This is a genomic window from Ornithinimicrobium sufpigmenti (assembly GCF_004322775.1).
Classification (GTDB): Bacteria; Actinomycetota; Actinomycetes; order Actinomycetales; family Dermatophilaceae; genus Ornithinicoccus; species Ornithinicoccus sufpigmenti.
The window spans coordinates 2,311,107-2,327,714 of the sequence record NZ_CP036403.1 but is presented as its reverse complement, the minus strand read 5'-3'; the positions used below and the strand labels follow the sequence as shown (position 1 = coordinate 2,327,714).

The window sequence follows — 16,608 nt, the reverse complement described above, 5'->3', positions numbered from 1 at the left end:
TTCGCCAAGCCTGCCTTGGCCAGTCCGCTGAACAATCCCATGATCGTCCCTCATCGTCCTCGTCGTGGGGCGGCCGCGCAGGCCACCCGGTGCCACATCACCACCGTATCCGCCTCACCAGCTAACGTCTCGGTCATCTCATCCTTGTCCGAGACCCCGGCGAGGACGGCAGATGTCAGCCCCCAGGACGCGGCATCTCGGGACATCCGCGGGGCCGGCCTAGGAGCACAACGCACCTCCACGTACAGCTCGACGTGCATCGTGCCGCCTCCGTGCCACCCGCTGTCAAGCCGGATGTGAGGATTCGACGGAAGGCTTCCCCCCTTCGACCACTGAGGCTGCGCCCACGATCGCTCCCGCGCCCACCCCAGATGACGAGGAGGCGCTGGAGGCGGCCGCTGAGGCGCCGGCCGTCAGACGCCGGTGAGCTGCCAGCCGCCCTCGACGGTCACGGACCGGAAGCCCAGTGCGACGTTGATGGCCAGCATGTGTTCGTTCTCGCCGGCGTTCCACGTGTGCAGGCGCTGGACGTCCGGCGCGTGATCGGCGACCAGCCGTAGGTTCTGCGCCTTGACCAGCATGCCTAGCCGGTGGCCGCGGTGGTCGCCGTGGACCAGCGTGTCCTCCTGGTAGCCCGCGGCCGGCTTGTCCTTGGGCAGCTCGACCACGGTGTAGGCCACCAGGTCACCCGTCCCGACGTGTTCGGCCACGGTCATGACGCGGGTGCGGCCGGCCGCGACGCACACACGCTCCAGCTCCGCCACCCGCTCGGCGTCCCAGGCCTCCTCCTCCTGTTCCAGCCCTCCCGACGGGGCGTCGGTGCTCATCCGCGCCATCAGCCGCGCCAGGGCCTCGAGGCGGTCCTGCGGGGTCGGCCCGACCCACCCGAGCGTCCGGTATGCCGTGCCCGCCGCCTCGCGCGCCGCGGGCAGCTCGCGGGCCGCGGCCTGCAGGCCGGCCGTCACCTGGAGCACGCTGTGCCGCTCCACCTGCTCCAGCGCCAGGCCCAGCTCTTCCAGCGCACGGGTTGTCGCATCCCGTGGAAGGCTCCCCACGCCGGTGCGGGGGACAACCTGCGGAGCCGACGGGTCGACGACGTGGCCGGTCCAGACCTGCACGGTGCTGCGCCCCGCTTCCCGGACCTGCGACAGAACGTGCTCCCACAGCGCAGCCAGGACGGGCGCCGGGTCGCAGGCCGGGTCGACCGAGGGTGCGCAGGAAGCCACTGAGGTGTTGTCCGTCAGCGGCATCGCCAGCCACGCCCCGCCCACCACCGTGTCGCCGTCCCGGGCGAGCAGCACTGCCTTGCGGCGGTAGCGCTGCTCGCGGAAGACCGTCTGGAGCACCTCGGCCGAGTCGGCCAGGTCGTCGTCGCCGTAGGTGCTGACCAGCTCCCGCCGGAGCAGGTCGGCGTAGGCCTTCAGGAAAGCGCCTTCCTCCGCGTCAGGAGCGGTGGCTCCGGGGTCGAACCGCAGGGTGGAGACCTCGATCGTCATGAGCCCAGTGTCGGCACGTGCCACGCACGGCACAACGGCTTTTGCTCCGCACGTCCCGCGGCCGGGGGATCGCTCCTCCCGCCGCCCGGTTCCGGTCCTCCACAGCGTTACCGGTCGCCGCTCTGCCTCTGCACGGCGGAGAAGACCGCCGCCGCGGCGCGCCCGTCCACACGTGGTGTATCCGTCGCCCAAGGACGGGATCTTGGCAGCGCCTGGCGGTCGACGGTCACAGCACGAGCAGGAGTCGCCACCCTGTCCGGTGACTGTGACGCGACGGTCTTGCCCTGGCGGCTGCATCAGGTCGCACCCCTGGTCCGCGTACCACTGTGCTCCCCGGCGGACGGCCCGCGGCATCACCGGACGTGGGTGAGCGACGGTTTGCATCGACGCGCACGTGCCGCGCGGTTTCCTCAGCCCTGGGGAGGCTCCGTGAGCTCGTCGAGAGTGAGAAGGACGAGGGCGCTGGTCCATCCCAGTGGGGCGGGGCCACCTGCACGGCCTTGGGAGTCGACCTTCTCCGGGAGCGACCCCCAGGGGGCGCGGTGCTGGTCGAGCCAGTGGATCCAGTGGCGCGCAATCTCGTCCTGTCCGGACGCTACGGCTGTGTAGGCGACCAGTGCGACCTCGGGGGTCCAGGAGATGCCGTCGTTCTTCCACTCCGACCCTGGCGCCAGGCCTCCGCCGGGCCGGACCGCTTCCTGCTGGTAACCGAACCATGCCTCTTGCACGCCGGGCAGAGGATCCGGGTCGAACGGCGGCATCAGCATCGCGGTCGCGGCGTCCAGGCCTCCGTGGGTGCCGGCTCGCAGATAGGTGGGTCCGAAGAATCTCTCGATCTCGGAACGCACGCCTCCTGCTGCCTGGTCCACGACGTCGGCACGCTGCTCCTGTCCCAGGGCCCGGTAGTCAGCCGAGGCGAACCTCAACCCGGCGGCGACGGGGGCGCTGGCGCCGAGCAGGTGGTCATAGGTGGTCTGTTCCCAGTAGTCCTGCCCCGGTGCCGGCAGGTGGCTGCCGCCACCGGTGGCCCGCAACAACTGGTCGGTGCACCGGTCCCGCAGGTCGTGCACGTCTGGGGGCAGCGCCGCGAGCATGCCCGTCTCGTGGATCGCCCACAGGACCCATCCGCAGCCGTCGACCTGCGCACGGCGAGGGTCGAGGTAGATCCGGCCGCCGGAGAGGAGGTACCGGGCATCGAACCCGTACATCGGGTCCAGGTACAGCTCGCTGGTCCGCGACAGCAGCACCACGGACCGGTCGGCGTGACCCGTGCGGGCCAGAGCCACCGCCAGGAAGGCACCGTCCCGGGGCCAGAAGTACCCCCAAATCCTCCGCCGGCCCGGCATGCGGAAGGACAGCCACCTCGGTCGTCAGGTTCTCGGAGAGGTGCTTCAGGTCCCACAACGCTGTCCGCGCCATCTCTTCGTATGGCGTCCCGGCACCTGGCAGGGTCCCGGCGTCGACCCAGGCCTGGTCCGCGTCGCCCGGCACGTCGAGATCAGGGAAGTGCACCCCCTCCCCGCGCAGCCCTACCCGCGTGTTCGGGTCCACCACACCCGGGTCCCCGCTCCAGCCCGCCACCGCTGTCACGGCCACCCCGAGCACCACAGAACCTGCCAACACCCGCACGCGGATGCCCTGAAGGACACGACCGACCTGTAGCAGCACCGCGCCCGCCACGAACCCGACGACCAGCCCCATCCACGCATGCAGCACGTCAGGAGCAGAGCAGGCGCGCGCCAGTCCGGGAAAGACGTACTGAACCCCCTCTAGCAGCAGCGGCAGCGCAAGAGCCGCCGGGAGCCAGCGCGGACGCCTCGACAGAGCCACACCGGTCACGATCATCAGCCCCACCAGACCCATCCGAGGGTCCTGCTTGAACCAGTCCCACGGCCACAGCAGATGCTCCGGACCTAGATCACAGGTACGGGCGACCCCATCTACCGGTCCGCGTCGCGGCGGCGCAACAGCCAACAGGGTCATCATGCCCATGGCACCGATCGCCACGCAGCGGCCAGGGCCGAACGAAGGACGGCGTAGTGCGAGCACGACCACCCCCACGATGCACAGCCCCGTCCACCACACCACCGCCGGATGGGCGCGGATCAGCAGTTCGAGGAGGGCACCACCGAACGGTAGCGGGGCGCGGAACAGTCAAGTCGAGATGACACACGGGTACAGGCGTGAGCAGGACTCACTCATCTTGGCCGATCCGATGTCCGTCACGATCGTGCTCTTCCCTGGAGGCCTGACAGTGTGTCAACGAGGACGCATTCTGCGATGTACTGGAGCGTTCGCGACACGTGCGACAGACCGGGCACTTCAGCGGCGGACTCTGAGACGTCGGCGACAGATTCTGAGACGCCCCGCCGCACGGCTAGGGACTCCGTCGGTGCGGGCGTCGTCAGGCGTGCACGTGAAGCGGCCCTAGCGTGCGGCCCACGCTCCATGCGGCAAGAGCGGATAGGATCTCGGCGCTGGCGATAGCGTCAATCTCATGGTTCGCATCGGAGCGATCGTCATGAGCACCGCAGACACGGAGCGCGCTGGCTCCTTCTGGAGCCAGGCGCTCGGATACGACCGAGGGGCCAATCCAGAATTCTTGGTTCCACGCAAGGGCGGCGCCTGTCACCTCCACCTCGACAGTAAGGACCGCACACACCTGGACCTATGGACGGACAGCGAAGCGGAGCAGCACGCCGAGGTCGAGCGCATGATCTCGCTTGGTGCTACTCGAGTTGATTGGGACTACCCCGAGGACGCTGACTTCATTGTCCTGGCCGACCCGACGGGCAGCCTGTTCTGTGTGATCAACACCGGCCGGTAGCCACTCACGGCCGGGCACGTATCACGCGGGTATGTCCCTGAGGTCAAGGACCTCTCCACCGGAGGAACGGACGCCACGGCGTCCTCAGTGCGGCCGGCGTCCTGGCCATCAGCACCGTCACCCTGGCGGAGCTGCACTTCGGGGTCCTCGTTGCCAAGTCCGCCGGGTGCGCGCCGAACGCCTGCGACGACTCAGCATCCTTCAGCGCCGGTTCGATGTCTAACGACCGCGGCATGAGCGTTAGATACCACAGCGATACCATGACCACATGGCGATGACTCTGCGACTGTCTCCTGAGGATGAGCGAGCATTGGCGGCTCTGGCCGAAGCTGAGGGTGTGAGCAAGCAGGAGGCGACGGTGCGGGCGATCCGGGAGGCGGCCGCGCGGCGTGGGCACGAGGAGCGCGTACGCGAGCTGTCTGCGCGGGGGCGAGAGCGGTACGCCGACCTGCTCGAGCGTCTCGGACGCTGACCCTTGGAGTACCTCACCACCGAGGATCTGCTCGCCCTGGCAGCGGACCTCGGCGTGGGTCCGATCCAGGACCTTGGCCTGCTGGACTCGGCGGCTCACCGCCCCAGCGCGAACGTCTTCGGACGTGACGCCTACCCCGGCATCGACGCCAAAGCGGGCGCGCTGCTGGAGTCCATCGTCGTCAACCACCCGCTCGTCGATGGCAACAAGCGGCTGGGGTGGCTCGCCGTGGTCGTGTTCTACGGCCTCAACGGCGTCGATCTCCAGGCACCCGACGACGACGCGTACGACCTGGTCATCGCCATCGCCAGCGGCAAGACCGACCACCGGGTAGCAACCCGCCACTTGGCCAGATGGCACTAGTTCCGGCTACCGGATCGCGGTATGACCGTGCGGCTGAGACGTCGCCGGTCTTCACGCGCTGGACGGCGAGCAGGCCGACCATGGTGGGGGATGGGGAGCGGATGGTCTCTTCCAGGTCTGCGACCGTGGGTTTCACATCAGCATCGATCTAGCACTGCACACGGCCCGCCTAGTGCTGACTGTGGGAGACGACGAGTGGCGCGATCCGCCGACGACGGGGCACACGCGGATCCATCGGCCTACTGCGGAATTGACGGACAGCGGACGACCCGTCACCGGTGAACCGGAGCTAGCCTTCGAACTGCCACGACGCCGTTGGGGTCAGGGCGCGGCAGTAGCGTGCGGCCTCGGTCAGGGCGGCAGCACCGCCTGGCCGGACCAGATCGCGGCCGGGACGTCCGCCTGCCGAGCATGGCCCGGAGGGTGAGGGTCGGGAGCCAATGGACGAGCCGGTGTGGTCCGGGGCGGCGCTTGTGGATGGTGGCGATCGCGCCGTCGCCGGGAATGCGGACCGGGAACCGGCGGTTGCTGCCGGCGGAAGATGACGAGCCCCGGCGGGGCCTATTCTTAGGAGAAGGAGCAGGATGAAGGCAGTGTTCTACGACGAGTACGGTGATCCCGACGTTCTTCAGTACGGCGACCAGCCTGAACCGAAGGTGGGGCCGGACAGCGTGCTCCTCGACGTGCGGGCATCGTCGGTCAACCCGGTCGACTGGAAGATCACCGCCGGCTATCTCGACGCTGCCCTGCCGACCTACTTTCCGGTGATTCCAGGTTGGGACGTGGCTGGCGTCGTCGTGGAGCCGGGAGCGTCGGTGACCGAGTTCCAGGCCGGTGACGAGGTGATCGGCTACGCCCGTATGGACACGGTGGGGTTGGGCACGTTCGCCGAGCGGGTCGCCGCTCCGGTGCGGGCCCTGGCCCGGAAACCGCGCAACGTGTCCTGGGCCGAAGCAGCCACCATGCCCCTTGCGGGACTGACGGCATACCAGTCACTCGAGGCGGTCGGCGCGACCGCGGGTGACACCGTCCTGGTGCACAACGGAGCGGGCGGCGTGGGTACCTACGCCATCCAGATCGCCACGGCGTGGGGAGCCCGCGTCCTGGCCACTGCGTCCGAGAAGAACCACGACTTCCTGCGCTCGCTCGGCGCCGAACCGCTGAGCTACGGCAACGGGCTCGGGGAACGCGTCGCCGAGGCGGCGCCCGATGGGCTTGATGCCGTCGTCGACTTTGTAGGAGGCGAGGACTGGATGGCATCCCTGCCGTACCTGAACACGCCCGAGCGAGTTGCCTCCGTGGTCGATGACAGAGTGAAGCAGAAGGGTGGCCGTTACATCTTCGTCCGTCCCAACCCTGCCCACCTGCTTGCGCTCACCGAGCTCGTGGAGGACGAGAGGGTGAAGCCGGTCATCGCCGACACCTTCCCCCTGGAGCGCGCGGCCGACGCCTTCCGCAGCAGCATCGAGGGTCACGTACGCGGCAAGATCGCCATCACCATCGGCGACCAGAGCTAGGTAAGGCCGTCGGACCCTGCACCGGGCTTGGCAGCCGCCGCTGCTTCCGGCGCAGGTCCGCTCACCCCCGATGTCGGCGGCCACGCTGATGCCGTCCAGCGTCTGGCTGCCCATGAGGGTCAGGACGGTGCGGGCCTGGACGGCTGCATGGTCGGCCGAGGAGGTGACAGGCACGGTCATCGTGCGGCGCCGCGGCGGGTCAGGAGGGCGACCCCGGCACCGAGGAGGACCAGGAGGGTCGCGACGTGGGTGCTCCACGGGACGTCCCCCGCCCCGAGGGTGGCCAGCGCCCAGGCGGTGGCCATCTGCCCGGCGATCGTGCAGAGCATGAGCACCAGTACTCCGTGCACGCGCACGAGAGCGGCGGACAGGGCGATGAAGGAGATGCCGAGCGGACCGCCGGTGTAGAGCCACCACTGGGTGGGCCAGCCGTGGAACTCGTGCGGCAGCAGCGCGGCCACGCCGAGGGCGAGGATGAGGATCCCCGAGCCGATGGCGGTGTTGAGCCAGGCCGCGACATAGGGCCCGGCGACGGCACCGACCCGACCGTTGAGCGCCTGCTGGATCGCGGTGCCGACCCCTGCCACGACGGTGAGCATGAGGAGCAGGACGACGACCGTAGTGCTCGTCCCGCCCGCTCCGCCGGGTCGCCCGGCACCGGCCAAGACGATCGCGCCCAGTGCCGTCGCCGACGCGACGAGCCGGGGCACCGAGAGCGGCTGCGGGCCACCGGGACCGAGCCCGAACCGGTCCGCCGCGGCACCGCCGGCCGTCTGCCCCAGGACGATGGCCATCGTGAAGACGGCCAGCCCGACCGGCCCCACCGCCAGGGCCTGGCTGACCACGAAGAGCACGCCGAGCGCGCCGCCCCAGATGAGCCGGACCGGCAGAACCTGCGTGACGAGCGAGCGGCGGAAGTGCCCAAAGCGGCGGCGCTGCTCGGGCAGCGCAGCCACGACGGCTGAGGTGATGAAGCACCCGACGCAGAAGGTCAGCATTGCGGTGATGACCGAGGCCTGCAGCCCGCTGCCGAGCTCCTCGCGTAACCGGCCATTGACCTGCGACTGCACCGCGACGATGACGCCGACCAGGAGCATGCCGGGCACGGCGAGGACACGCAGCCACCGGGCGGAGTGGGCGTTGGCACGGGCCGCGCGGGCGCCGGGCGCGGCGACCTGGTCGATCGTCACCGGGCCAGCCTAGTCAGGGCTTCGCCCAGACGGTCCGGTGCGTCTGAAAGCGCCTGCCGTCGCTCGTTCGCGACCCGTGGCCAGGACCAGGGGAACCGGCATGCCGGTCCTACATGCCCATGCGCTGGGACACTGAGTGCGAACCGCCTCGAGCCTGGCGTCGACAGACTGATTGGGGAGCGCCGGGCGAGGCGCTCGCCGATGAGTAGTCACACCTCGACCGGTGATACCGGCGCGAGAGTGCCGGTGTATACGCGACATGAGCGAGTCTGTAGCACAAGCGCTACCATGGGGCTATGGAAACGGTGGGACTTCGTGAGCTGAGGCAGGACGCCTCTGGACTTCTGCGACGCGTCGAGCGAGGCGAGGAGATCATCGTCACCGTCTCTGGTCGGCCCAGCGCCAGACTCGTACCGGCTCGGCAGACCCGTTGGCACCGCTGGGATGAGGTCAGGGACCTGTTCGCCGGCCCTGCCGATACGGACTGGGAGACTGATCGAGAGCTGGTTGAGGACACCGTCCGCAACCGTTGGGCAGAGCAGTGACCGAGCAAACAGAAACGGACGAGCGTGGCCTGCTCGACACGAGCGTGGTGATTGCCGAGGACCTCACGCCAATCCCCGGCGTCCTGGCCATCAGCACCGTCACCCTGGCGGAGCTGCACTTCGGGGTCCTCGTTGCCAAGTCCGCCGGGGTGCGCGCCGAACGCCTGCGACGACTCAGCGTCCTTCAGCGCCGATTCGCTGCCCTGCCCCTCGACGAGGTAGTTGCGGCCAGTTACGGCCGCCTAGTGCGGCGCGTCGTTAGTTCCTAAACGGTTGTTGGGCTGGGATCATGGAGTATGGCGAATCGACCTGCCCCGGCCCTGATGCTGCGCGAGGACGACCGAGATCAATTGGTGCGGTGGACCCGGTCGACGGCGACGCGTGCCGGGCTGGTGTTGCGTGCCCGGATCGTGCTGGCCGCGTCGGCCGGTGAGGCGAACGAGGCGATCGCGGACCGGTTGGGCACGAGCAGGACGACGGTGATCAAGTGGCGGGCCCGGTACCAGGACAAGGGACTGGACGGGCTGCTCGACGAACCACGGTCGGGCCGGCCCCGGCAGGTGGATCACCGTGACGTGGTCGCGGCCACGCTGACGCCGCCGCCCAAGAAGTTGGGGGTGACGCACTGGTCGACCCGGTTGCTGGCCAAGCACCTGGGGATCGGGGACGCGACCGTGGCGCGGGCCTGGCGCGAGTACGGGGTGCAACCGTGGCGGGTCGAGACGTTCAAGTTCTCCACCGACCCCGAGCTGGTGGCCAAGGTCACCGACGTGGTCGGTCTCTACCTGGAACCGCCGGAGAACGCGATCGTGCTCTGCGTGGACGAGAAGTCCCAGATCCAGGCGCTGGACCGGACCGCGCCCATGTTGCCGATGCAACCCGGCCTGCCCCAGCGGCGCACCCACGACTACAAGCGGCACGGGACGACCACGCTGTTCGCGGCGCTGGAGATCGCCACCGGCAAGGTCACCGGCGCCTGCAAGCCCCGGCACCGGCACCAGGAGTTCCTCGCGTTCCTCAAGCAGGTCGCCCGCGCCTACCCCGAAGGCGAGCTGCACCTGGTGATGGACAACTACGCCACCCACAAGAAGGCCGAGGTCCGGACCTGGCTGGACAAGAACCCACGCATCCACGTCCACCACACCCCAACCTCTGGCTCCTGGCTCAACCTGGTCGAGGTCTGGTTCTCCATCATCGAGCGCCAGGCCATCCACCGCGGCAGCTTCGGCTCCGTCAAGGACCTCAACGCCAAGATCCGCGCCTTCATAGACGGCTGGAACGACCGGTGCCACCCGTTCGTGTGGACCAAGACCGCCGACGAGATTCTCAAGAAAGCGAACCGTCAAGCAACTTCAAACGCGGGCCACTAGCGGCCGCGGTCGTAGAAGCCCGACGTCAACCCCGCCGACGCACGATGGACCTGTTGATTGCAGCCACCGCCCATGCACATGATGCTGCGCTCTACACCCGCAACCCGGATGATTTCGCCGGACTTGAGGACCTGATCGATGTGCGCGTGGTCTAACGACCCGCGGCATGTCCAGACGCTGCTACTGAGGTAGCAATCGTTATCCTACCCGGGTAGTATCGATGCATGAAGGTGAGCGTAAGTCTGAGCGAGGAAGATCTCGCGGCCCTCGACCGGTACGTCGAAGAAGCTGGCCTCGAGTCGAGGTCCGCTGGCGTCCAGCAGGCCATCCGCCGCCTGCAAGACCCGCAGCTGGAGGCGGCCTATGCCGCCGCCTGGGAGGAGTGGGCCGTCGCGGGGGACGAAGACGCGTGGGCGTCAGCGTCCTCGGACGGGCTGACCGATGCTGCGCGGTGAGATCCTTCTCGTCGATCTGGATCCAGTGCGCGGTAGCGAGGCCAATAAGCGGCGTCCCGCGGTGCTCGTCAGCAATGATCGGGCGAACACCATGGCTCAACGACTCGGTCGTGGAGTAGTCACCGTCGTGCCCGTGACCAGCAACGTGGAGCGGGTCTTCCCGTTCCAGGCGTTGCTGCCGGCTGACGAGACAGGACTGCGGGTGGACTCCAAGGCCCAGGCGGAGCAGGTGCGCTCGGTCGCAGTCGAGAGGGTCGGTACTGCAGTAGGCCGGGTGCCGCCCCGCCTCATGGCTGCGGTCGACGAAGCGTTGCGAATCCATCTGCAGCGATGACCGCCCGACGCGCGGCAGAGTCGCGTGTTGGGGCGGCAGGCATCAGAACTGGCGGAGACGGTCAGCCAGAGGCCCGAGCTGGTTGTCGACGATGTCGAGAATCAGTTCGGCATCTATGCGGAAGTACTCGTGCACGACGACGTTGCGCAGACCTGCTATCGCTCCCCATGGGACCTCGGGTGCACGGTCGCGCGTCTCGCTCGGTAGCGCCCGAACTGCTTCACCGATGACGGCAAGGTTGCGCAGCACAGCGTCGTAGGCCATCGCTCGGAGGTCTTCGGAGTCAAGATGCTGGGTGTAGTTCTGGCAGCGCTCGATGGCGTGCAGGATGTCGGTGAATCGTTCCTGCTCGGATCGACTCACAGCGGTACCGCGTCTGCTAGTGCGGTGGCCGACACCTCGTCCCGTAACAAGGCCGCGGTGACCACGTCGACCCGTCGCTCCAGGACGTCGCTGAGGTCCTCACCGATACCGGCTAGGCGCAACAGGGGATTCCCCGCGGTGGGCAGCAGGTCCACGAGGATGTCGAGGTCGCTGTCGGCGGTGGCGTCACCGCGGGCGACCGAGCCGAACAGTCTCGGATTCGTCGCACCGTAATGCTGGAGGATCTCGTCGATGGCGCCACGGTGCGCGGCAAGAGCCGCACGAAGGGCGACGCTGTCGGACGTGACGGTGCTCATGCCTCAAGGGTAGAGGGACGCCACGACTCCCGCACAGAACTCGCACGCAGCGGCAGAGTCGAGCGTCTAGGCGACGGCGTGGAAGGTGAGTTTGAGGCCGAGGGCGTGACACACCTTCAGCACGGTGGACCATGTGGGGTTGCCCTGGTCGGACAGGGCCTTGTAGAGCCCGTCCCGGCTCATGCCGACTCGTCGGGCCAGTTCGCTCATGTTTCCCGTGCGCGCGATGACCCCGAGCGCACGGGGCACCGCGGTGGGATCCTCGCCAGAATCCTCCAACGCGATCTGCAGGTACGCCGCGACGTCCTCGATGTCCCCGAGGTAGTCAGCCGGGTCGAAGCGCGTGTACTGCTCAGTGGTCATGGTCATCCTCCGTCGCAAGCCACTGTGCGGCCAGTTCCTGTGCCTTGCTGATGTCGCTCTGCTGCGTTGACTTATCGCCACCGCAGAGCAGGAGCACCACGCGGTGCCCGCGTTGTGCGTAGTAGACCCGGTAGCCAGGTCCGTAGGACAGCCGAAGTTCCACGACGCCTTGGCCCACAGCCTTGACGTCCCCAGGATTGCCATGAGCCAGCCGGTCGATCCTGGACAGGATCCGCAGCCGGCCCTAGCGGTCCTTCAGCCGCAGCCACCGGTCGAAGTCGTCCGTGGTGAAGACCTCGACCACATGTCGATTCTAGTCGACAGGTGGGCCAGCTTCAAGGACCATCCGAACCGTCCGACCCTCGGCGATACAGCGATGCGTCGTACCCGGGCCCTACGAGAGCGACATGGACGGTGACGAAGTGAACGCCGTGGCGGTTGAGGTTGCCGCGGGCTGAGTCGTACTGCTCATTGGTTCTGGGGTCGGCACGCCGGGCGAGGATCTCTGTGTCGCGTAGAGGCGGGCGGCGTCCACGGCGTTGCTGAATGCGGCTGCGCAGCGAGTGGGAACTGATGTGCTGAGGGATCCGTGCGATCTTCGCGACGCGTTGGACCATCCGATGGACGTCGCCGGCGCTCGATCGCCTTTCCACAGAGGGGGCCAGCATCAATGGGCTGGTGGTGCGCTCACCCGGGCACGCTCAGAGGGACGGACCCGGTGGGGGCACCTAGAGCGGGATGTGGGCTCGCACCCTTGTAAGGCGGCTCTGTTCCCTTCTGGGTCGCCGGTGCCCTGTGCGTCAGGATGGGGTGAGACACCAGCACTGTTGACCTTCGCACTGCACGGGGCGAGATCGGATCAATACTGAGATGACGATGACGACTGCTGATGTCGGCACCGATGATGGGGTCATGTCCCCTCGTGCTGACCAGCCGAAGCGGCGGAGGTTCACCGCCGAGTTCAAGGCCGCGATCCTTGCCGAGTACGACGCCGCGGAACGTGGTGAGCGGGGCGCGATCTTGCGCCGGGAAGGGTTGTACAGCTCGCACATCATCGAGTGGCGCAAGGCAGCGCAGGCCGGTGCGCAGGCCGGGTTGGGTGGCAAGCGACGAGACCGCCAGGAACGGGAGCTGCAGGCGCTGCGGGCACGGGCGGAGAAGGCCGAGGCCGAGCTCGCCCGCACGAAAGCTGCCCTGGATCTGGTGGGAAAAGCACACGCGCTCTTGGAGACGCTCTCCGAGAGCGCGGACAAGCCGCCGCGGTCGCGGCGGTGATCGACCCGGCCGTCGACGACCTGGCTGAGCAGGTCGGCACCGCAGCTGCGTGCGCCCTGCTGGGCCGCTCCCGCGCGGGTCACTACCGGGCCAAGAACCCGCCCCGGCCACGCCCGACGACACCGCGCCCGGCCCCGGCGAACAAGCTCACCGAGGCTGAACGGGCGCACGTGCTGGCGGTGCTGACCAGCCAGGAGTTCGCGGACAAGTCGGTCGCCCAGGCCTGGGCCACGCTGCTGGACGAGGGCACCTACCTGTGCTCGCAGTCCACGATGCACCGCATCCTGCGCGAGCACGACATGGCCGGCGAACGACGCCGGCAGGCCACCCACCCAGCCAGGACCAGGCCCGAGCTGGTGGCAACCGGCCCTGGACAGGTTTAGAGCTGGGACATCACGAAGCTGCGAGGACCGGAGCGGGGCGTGTACTACGACCTGTACGTCGTGCTCGACATCTTCTCCCGGTTCGTCGTGGCCTGGACCATCGCGGCCCGCGAGGACGCCGACATCGCCAAGAACATGCTCGAGCAGGCCATGGGCGTGCACGGTGTCCCGGACGCGGTGCACGCCGACCGGGGCACCTCGATGACCTCCAAACCGGTCGCGCAGCTGCTGGTGGACCTGGGCGTGGCCCGGTCCCACTCCCGCCCGCACGTCTCGAACGACAACCCGTACAGCGAGGCCGCGTTCAAGACGTTGAAGTACGCCCCGGTCTTCCCCGAACGTTTCGGGTCCCTGGCCGACGCCGGCGCGTTCGCCGAGCAGTTCTTCGCCTACTACAACCACGAGCACCGCCACTCCGGCATCGGGCTGCACACTCCCGCCAGCGTCCACTACGGCACCGTCGGTCAGGTCCGCGCCCAACGCCAGTCCACCCTGGACGCTGCCTACGCCGCCCACCCCGAGCGGTTCGGCCACCGCCGACCCCAGGCGCCCAAGCTGCCCCAGGCCGCGTGGATCAACCAGCCCTCACAGGAGTCCCTCATACAGACCGCCTGACGGAAACTGTCTCACCCGACTTGACACCTTCCGGTGGCGGGATGCCACCTCCGGTGGCGCGACAGCACCCCCGCTCAGTCACGGTGAGCGGGGGTGTTGTAGCTCCTGTGGCGTCAGTAGTCCCGTACCTCGCCTGCAGGATGGTCAGCTGTGCGTCCCTTGTGCGCAACGCCGACGTTGTACTGCAGCATAGGGTAAAGAGAAGGTAAAGGGAAGCAAAAGACCCACTTGGTAGGAGGGTGTGCCCGTTTCGTGGTTTGATGCTCGCACGCCTTGCTGTGATCACGGTGGTGTTCCGTGACACCCCCTGGCCGTGGTTGGCCTGGCCAGTCCTCCCGGCGCCCGGAAGTCACGGGCCAGGCGACCGGGGGGCACTTCTCAGCGAGCCCCCCCCCGCCGCTCAGCGGGGTGCTGGTTCGTGTGGTGGCGACATCCGGGTTGCCCTCTCGAAGTGCTCGCGCACGGTGTAGGAGATCGTGAGAGGGATCCTGGCGCTCGGCCTGTTGACTACCCTCCTCCGCAGCAACCTTCCAAGACCCCGCACTGCTGTGGCCTCGGAGGCGCACGGCGTTGATGCCTAGCAGGTAGGCCAAGGCGCCGTGTTGGACGGTGATGGTCGGGCCATGTGGAGGAAGCGGACAAGACGACCTCGCGCAGCGAGACCGAGCAGCCTGCGGTCCGGGAGCCGGTCCAGGCCGCCTAGGCCCGTGGTGAGGACCTGACCGGCCCGGACGGGCTGCTCAAGTCGATCACCCCCACGTCATGGAGACAGCGCTGGAAGAGGAGCTGACCGAGCACCTCGGCCACGAGAAGCACCAGGTACCCACGGCGGAGAACGGCAACATCGGCAACGGCCCCGCCCCAAGGAGCTGCTGACCGACGCCGCCGGAGAGGTGGCCATCGCCGCCCCCCGGGACCGGGCCGGCACGTTCGAACGGTCATCGTCAAGAAGCGACAGCGGCGCCTCTCGGACGTGGACCCTGTCGCGATCAGCCTGTTCGCCGACGAGCAAGTCGGCAACCAGCCCTTCTACACCGCGATTGGCGTCGACCTGAACGGCCGGCGAGACGTCCTCGGCCTGTGGGCAGGGCGGTGGTGAGTCGGCGAAGTTGAGCGATGTTCGTGTTGGCTGACCTGCAGAACCGTGGCCTGCGGGAGGTGCTCTTCATCGTCTGCGACGGCCTCAAGGGACTGCCCGACAGCGTCAACGGCGTCTTCTCCCAGGCGATCGCGCAGGCCTGCGTGATCCACCCCATCCGCGCCACCCTGCGCTACGCCTCGCGGAAGTACCGGGACCAACTGGCCAAGGACCTGCGCCGCATCTACACCGCCCCCTCGGTCGAGGCGGCATGGGCGGCGTTCGAGGAGCTCGAGGAGAAGTGGGGCAAGCCCTACCCGGCCATCCCGAGGATGTGGAGAGCGGTGTGGGAGGAGTTCATCCCCTTCCTGGCCTACGACGTGGAGATCCGCCGCGTGCTATTCCCCACCAACGCCATCGAGTCCCTGCACGCCAGGTACCGGCGGGCGGTCACCGTGCGCGGACACTTCCCGACTGAGCAGGCCGCCCTGAAGTGCCTGTACCTGGTCACCAGGGGCCTGGACCCCAAGGGCCCCGGCCAGGCACGATGGACCATGCGGTGGAAGCCCGCGCCCAACGCTTTCGCCGTCACCTTCGCCGACCGCATGCCGGCCCCGGAGAACCTCTGAGGCGAACCCGGAAACACCGATCAGCGGACAGACCCGACCACGGCTCAAGGACGCAGAGAAGGTGCCGGTCGCCTTCCTCGTCGCGGTGGGTGCAGCCGATGCCGGGCGCGAGACACGGATCAACGATGTTGAGGTAGCCGGCACAGTTCAGCTCAGGGAGTGGATCGGGGACGGCGCCACCACGTTCTCCTGCTGACGGCGTTCAGGGCTCATGGCCCTTCACGCCGCCGCGACGTGGAACAGACGCTGGCACGGATCTGACCATCGGATTCCACCACACATCGTGGAGTAGGAGTACCTTCGTGAAGATCGGAAGGCCCCCGTCGTCGAAGGACTGCATCATGGCCAGATTGCTGCACGTCTCAGCCAGCCCGATGAGTTCCAGATCGTTCTCCGGCAGAGTTGCGGCCGCGTTCGTCGAGGCATGGCGCGTCGCGCACCCGGGGTCAAGCGTCGATGAACTGAACGTCTGGACCGAGCCCTTGCCCGCGTTCGACGCCATGGCTTCGTCCTGGAAGGTGAAGGTGACGGCAGGGCAGATGCCGACCGAGGAGGAGGTCGCAGCCGTCCAGCCGGTCATCGACGTCTGCACCCGCTTTCTTGAGGCCGACCACTATCTGTTCTCGGTGCCAATGTGGAACTTCTCCGTGCCCTACACCCTCAAGCACTACCTCGACGTGATCGTCCAGCCGGGCATCACGATGGCCTTCGATCCGAGATCCGGGTTCGTGGGGCTAGTGCCACCGGACCGGCCCGTACAGCTGGTCCTTTCACGGGGAAACACGGCGTACACGCCAGGCGGCATGTTCGACGGTCACGAGTTCCAGGAGTCGTACCTGCGGGCGGTCTTGGGCTTCATCGGCCTCACAGACGTCCGATCGATCATCCTGGAATGCACGGCGTACCCCACCGAGGTGCGCGAGCCCCGCCTCGCCGCCGCCTTCCATGAGGCAGAGGCCGCCGCGCCGACGTTCTGACGTCCGCAGCACATCGGGTCAGCCGAACTGGTGACGCAC

17 protein-coding genes and 2 pseudogenes are annotated in these 16,608 nt (G+C 68.1%); 12 read left to right on the top strand and 7 right to left on the bottom strand.

Translation table 11 applies throughout. From position 1 onward, the window contains the following. Positions 1-413 precede the first annotated feature (413 nt). Both ESZ52_RS10665 and ESZ52_RS10660 read right to left on the bottom strand, forming a co-directional pair. A complete protein-coding gene (locus tag ESZ52_RS10665) occupies positions 414-1,496 on the bottom strand; it encodes a GNAT family N-acetyltransferase (RefSeq protein WP_131104921.1) in 1,083 nt (360 codons plus the stop codon). Between the two features lie 410 nt (positions 1,497-1,906). Then, positions 1,907-2,842 (bottom strand): glycoside hydrolase family 15, encoded by a 936-nt coding sequence (locus tag ESZ52_RS10660; RefSeq protein ID WP_131104920.1) that lies wholly within the window; start codon positions 2,840-2,842, stop codon positions 1,907-1,909. 1,151 nt (positions 2,843-3,993) lie between these two features. Between ESZ52_RS10660 and ESZ52_RS10655 the strand changes: the two genes are divergently transcribed. The 4 genes from ESZ52_RS10655 (at position 3,994) to ESZ52_RS10635 (ending at position 6,675) form a co-directional block, all read left to right on the top strand. Then, complete coding sequence (locus ESZ52_RS10655; protein ID WP_131104919.1) at positions 3,994-4,323, top strand: VOC family protein; 330 nt, start codon at positions 3,994-3,996, stop codon at positions 4,321-4,323. Positions 4,324-4,660: 337 nt separating this feature from the next. Continuing rightward, on the top strand, positions 4,661-4,795 hold the full coding sequence (locus tag ESZ52_RS19910) for a hypothetical protein (RefSeq protein WP_256842280.1): 135 nt from the start codon (positions 4,661-4,663) through the stop codon (positions 4,793-4,795). Positions 4,796-4,798: 3 nt separating this feature from the next. Next, complete coding sequence (locus ESZ52_RS10640) at positions 4,799-5,158, top strand: type II toxin-antitoxin system death-on-curing family toxin (protein WP_131104918.1); 360 nt, start codon at positions 4,799-4,801, stop codon at positions 5,156-5,158. 584 nt (positions 5,159-5,742) lie between these two features. Then, positions 5,743-6,675, top strand: coding sequence for an NADP-dependent oxidoreductase (locus ESZ52_RS10635; RefSeq protein WP_131104917.1), 933 nt, complete (start codon positions 5,743-5,745; stop codon positions 6,673-6,675). 176 nt (positions 6,676-6,851) lie between these two features. On the opposite strand, the gene ESZ52_RS10630 is transcribed toward ESZ52_RS10635, so the two are convergent. Continuing rightward, complete coding sequence (locus tag ESZ52_RS10630) at positions 6,852-7,865, bottom strand: DMT family transporter (protein ID WP_131104916.1); 1,014 nt, start codon at positions 7,863-7,865, stop codon at positions 6,852-6,854. Between the two features lie 296 nt (positions 7,866-8,161). Here ESZ52_RS10630 and ESZ52_RS10625 point away from each other — a divergent pair, with 296 nt between their 5' ends. The 5 genes from ESZ52_RS10625 (at position 8,162) to ESZ52_RS10600 (ending at position 10,569) form a co-directional block, all read left to right on the top strand. After that, complete coding sequence (locus ESZ52_RS10625; protein WP_131104915.1) at positions 8,162-8,410, top strand: type II toxin-antitoxin system Phd/YefM family antitoxin; 249 nt, start codon at positions 8,162-8,164, stop codon at positions 8,408-8,410. Then, positions 8,407-8,679 carry a PIN domain-containing protein gene (locus ESZ52_RS10620; protein WP_238154589.1) on the top strand — a complete coding sequence of 91 codons (273 nt, stop codon included), beginning with the start codon at positions 8,407-8,409 and terminating at the stop codon, positions 8,677-8,679. Before ESZ52_RS10625 ends, ESZ52_RS10620 begins: the two co-directional genes overlap by 4 nt. Positions 8,680-8,706: 27 nt before the next feature. Continuing rightward, positions 8,707-9,780 (top strand): IS630 family transposase, encoded by a 1,074-nt coding sequence (locus ESZ52_RS10615; RefSeq protein ID WP_131103283.1) that lies wholly within the window; start codon positions 8,707-8,709, stop codon positions 9,778-9,780. A 224-nt stretch (positions 9,781-10,004) separates the two neighbouring features. Further along, positions 10,005-10,235: a ribbon-helix-helix domain-containing protein gene (locus ESZ52_RS10605; RefSeq protein WP_131104914.1), complete on the top strand. Its 231-nt coding sequence runs from the start codon at positions 10,005-10,007 to the stop codon at positions 10,233-10,235. Further along, the gene (locus tag ESZ52_RS10600; protein WP_131104913.1) at positions 10,222-10,569 is read left to right on the top strand and encodes a type II toxin-antitoxin system PemK/MazF family toxin; all 348 of its coding nucleotides are present in this window, start codon (positions 10,222-10,224) and stop codon (positions 10,567-10,569) included. Before ESZ52_RS10605 ends, ESZ52_RS10600 begins: the two co-directional genes overlap by 14 nt. Positions 10,570-10,611: 42 nt before the next feature. Here the strand turns inward: ESZ52_RS10600 and ESZ52_RS10595 are convergent, their stop codons facing one another. The 4 genes from ESZ52_RS10595 to ESZ52_RS10580 all read right to left on the bottom strand — a co-directional run bounded on the left by ESZ52_RS10595 (position 10,612) and on the right by ESZ52_RS10580 (position 11,841). Further along, positions 10,612-10,932, bottom strand: coding sequence for a HepT-like ribonuclease domain-containing protein (locus ESZ52_RS10595; RefSeq protein WP_131104912.1), 321 nt, complete (start codon positions 10,930-10,932; stop codon positions 10,612-10,614). Continuing rightward, positions 10,929-11,249: a nucleotidyltransferase family protein gene (locus tag ESZ52_RS10590; protein ID WP_131104911.1), complete on the bottom strand. Its 321-nt coding sequence runs from the start codon at positions 11,247-11,249 to the stop codon at positions 10,929-10,931. Before ESZ52_RS10590 ends, ESZ52_RS10595 begins: the two co-directional genes overlap by 4 nt. Positions 11,250-11,315: 66 nt before the next feature. After that, positions 11,316-11,612 (bottom strand): addiction module antidote protein, encoded by a 297-nt coding sequence (locus tag ESZ52_RS10585; protein WP_131104910.1) that lies wholly within the window; start codon positions 11,610-11,612, stop codon positions 11,316-11,318. Next, on the bottom strand, positions 11,602-11,841 hold the full coding sequence (locus ESZ52_RS10580; RefSeq protein ID WP_337590199.1) for a type II toxin-antitoxin system RelE/ParE family toxin: 240 nt from the start codon (positions 11,839-11,841) through the stop codon (positions 11,602-11,604). The genes ESZ52_RS10585 and ESZ52_RS10580 overlap by 11 nt, the downstream gene beginning before the upstream one ends. Before the next feature lie 641 nt (positions 11,842-12,482). Here ESZ52_RS10580 and ESZ52_RS10570 point away from each other — a divergent pair. The 3 genes and pseudogenes from ESZ52_RS10570 (at position 12,483) to ESZ52_RS10560 (ending at position 16,569) form a co-directional block, all read left to right on the top strand. Further along, positions 12,483-13,885: pseudogene (locus ESZ52_RS10570) on the top strand (IS3 family transposase). A 625-nt stretch (positions 13,886-14,510) separates the two neighbouring features. Then, positions 14,511-15,592: pseudogene (locus ESZ52_RS10565) on the top strand (IS256 family transposase). 302 nt (positions 15,593-15,894) lie between these two features. Next, positions 15,895-16,569 carry an FMN-dependent NADH-azoreductase gene (locus ESZ52_RS10560; RefSeq protein ID WP_131104908.1) on the top strand — a complete coding sequence of 225 codons (675 nt, stop codon included), beginning with the start codon at positions 15,895-15,897 and terminating at the stop codon, positions 16,567-16,569. Positions 16,570-16,608: the final 39 nt, after the last annotated feature.

Bases quoted from the DNA above. Each gene is read 5' to 3' on its own strand.
- ESZ52_RS10665 (WP_131104921.1), bottom strand. From the start codon at position 1,496: ATGACGATCGAGGTCTCCACCCTGCGGTTCGACCCCGGAGCCACCGCT.
- ESZ52_RS10660 (WP_131104920.1), bottom strand. From the start codon at position 2,842: ATGCCGGGCCGGCGGAGGATTTGGGGGTACTTCTGGCCCCGGGACGGT.
- ESZ52_RS10655 (WP_131104919.1), top strand. From the start codon at position 3,994: ATGGTTCGCATCGGAGCGATCGTCATGAGCACCGCAGACACGGAGCGC.
- ESZ52_RS10635 (WP_131104917.1), top strand. From the start codon at position 5,743: ATGAAGGCAGTGTTCTACGACGAGTACGGTGATCCCGACGTTCTTCAG.
- ESZ52_RS10625 (WP_131104915.1), top strand. From the start codon at position 8,162: ATGGAAACGGTGGGACTTCGTGAGCTGAGGCAGGACGCCTCTGGACTT.
- ESZ52_RS10615 (WP_131103283.1), top strand. From the start codon at position 8,707: ATGGCGAATCGACCTGCCCCGGCCCTGATGCTGCGCGAGGACGACCGA.
- ESZ52_RS10605 (WP_131104914.1), top strand. From the start codon at position 10,005: ATGAAGGTGAGCGTAAGTCTGAGCGAGGAAGATCTCGCGGCCCTCGAC.
- ESZ52_RS10600 (WP_131104913.1), top strand. From the start codon at position 10,222: ATGCTGCGCGGTGAGATCCTTCTCGTCGATCTGGATCCAGTGCGCGGT.
- ESZ52_RS10590 (WP_131104911.1), bottom strand. From the start codon at position 11,249: ATGAGCACCGTCACGTCCGACAGCGTCGCCCTTCGTGCGGCTCTTGCC.
- ESZ52_RS10585 (WP_131104910.1), bottom strand. From the start codon at position 11,612: ATGACCACTGAGCAGTACACGCGCTTCGACCCGGCTGACTACCTCGGG.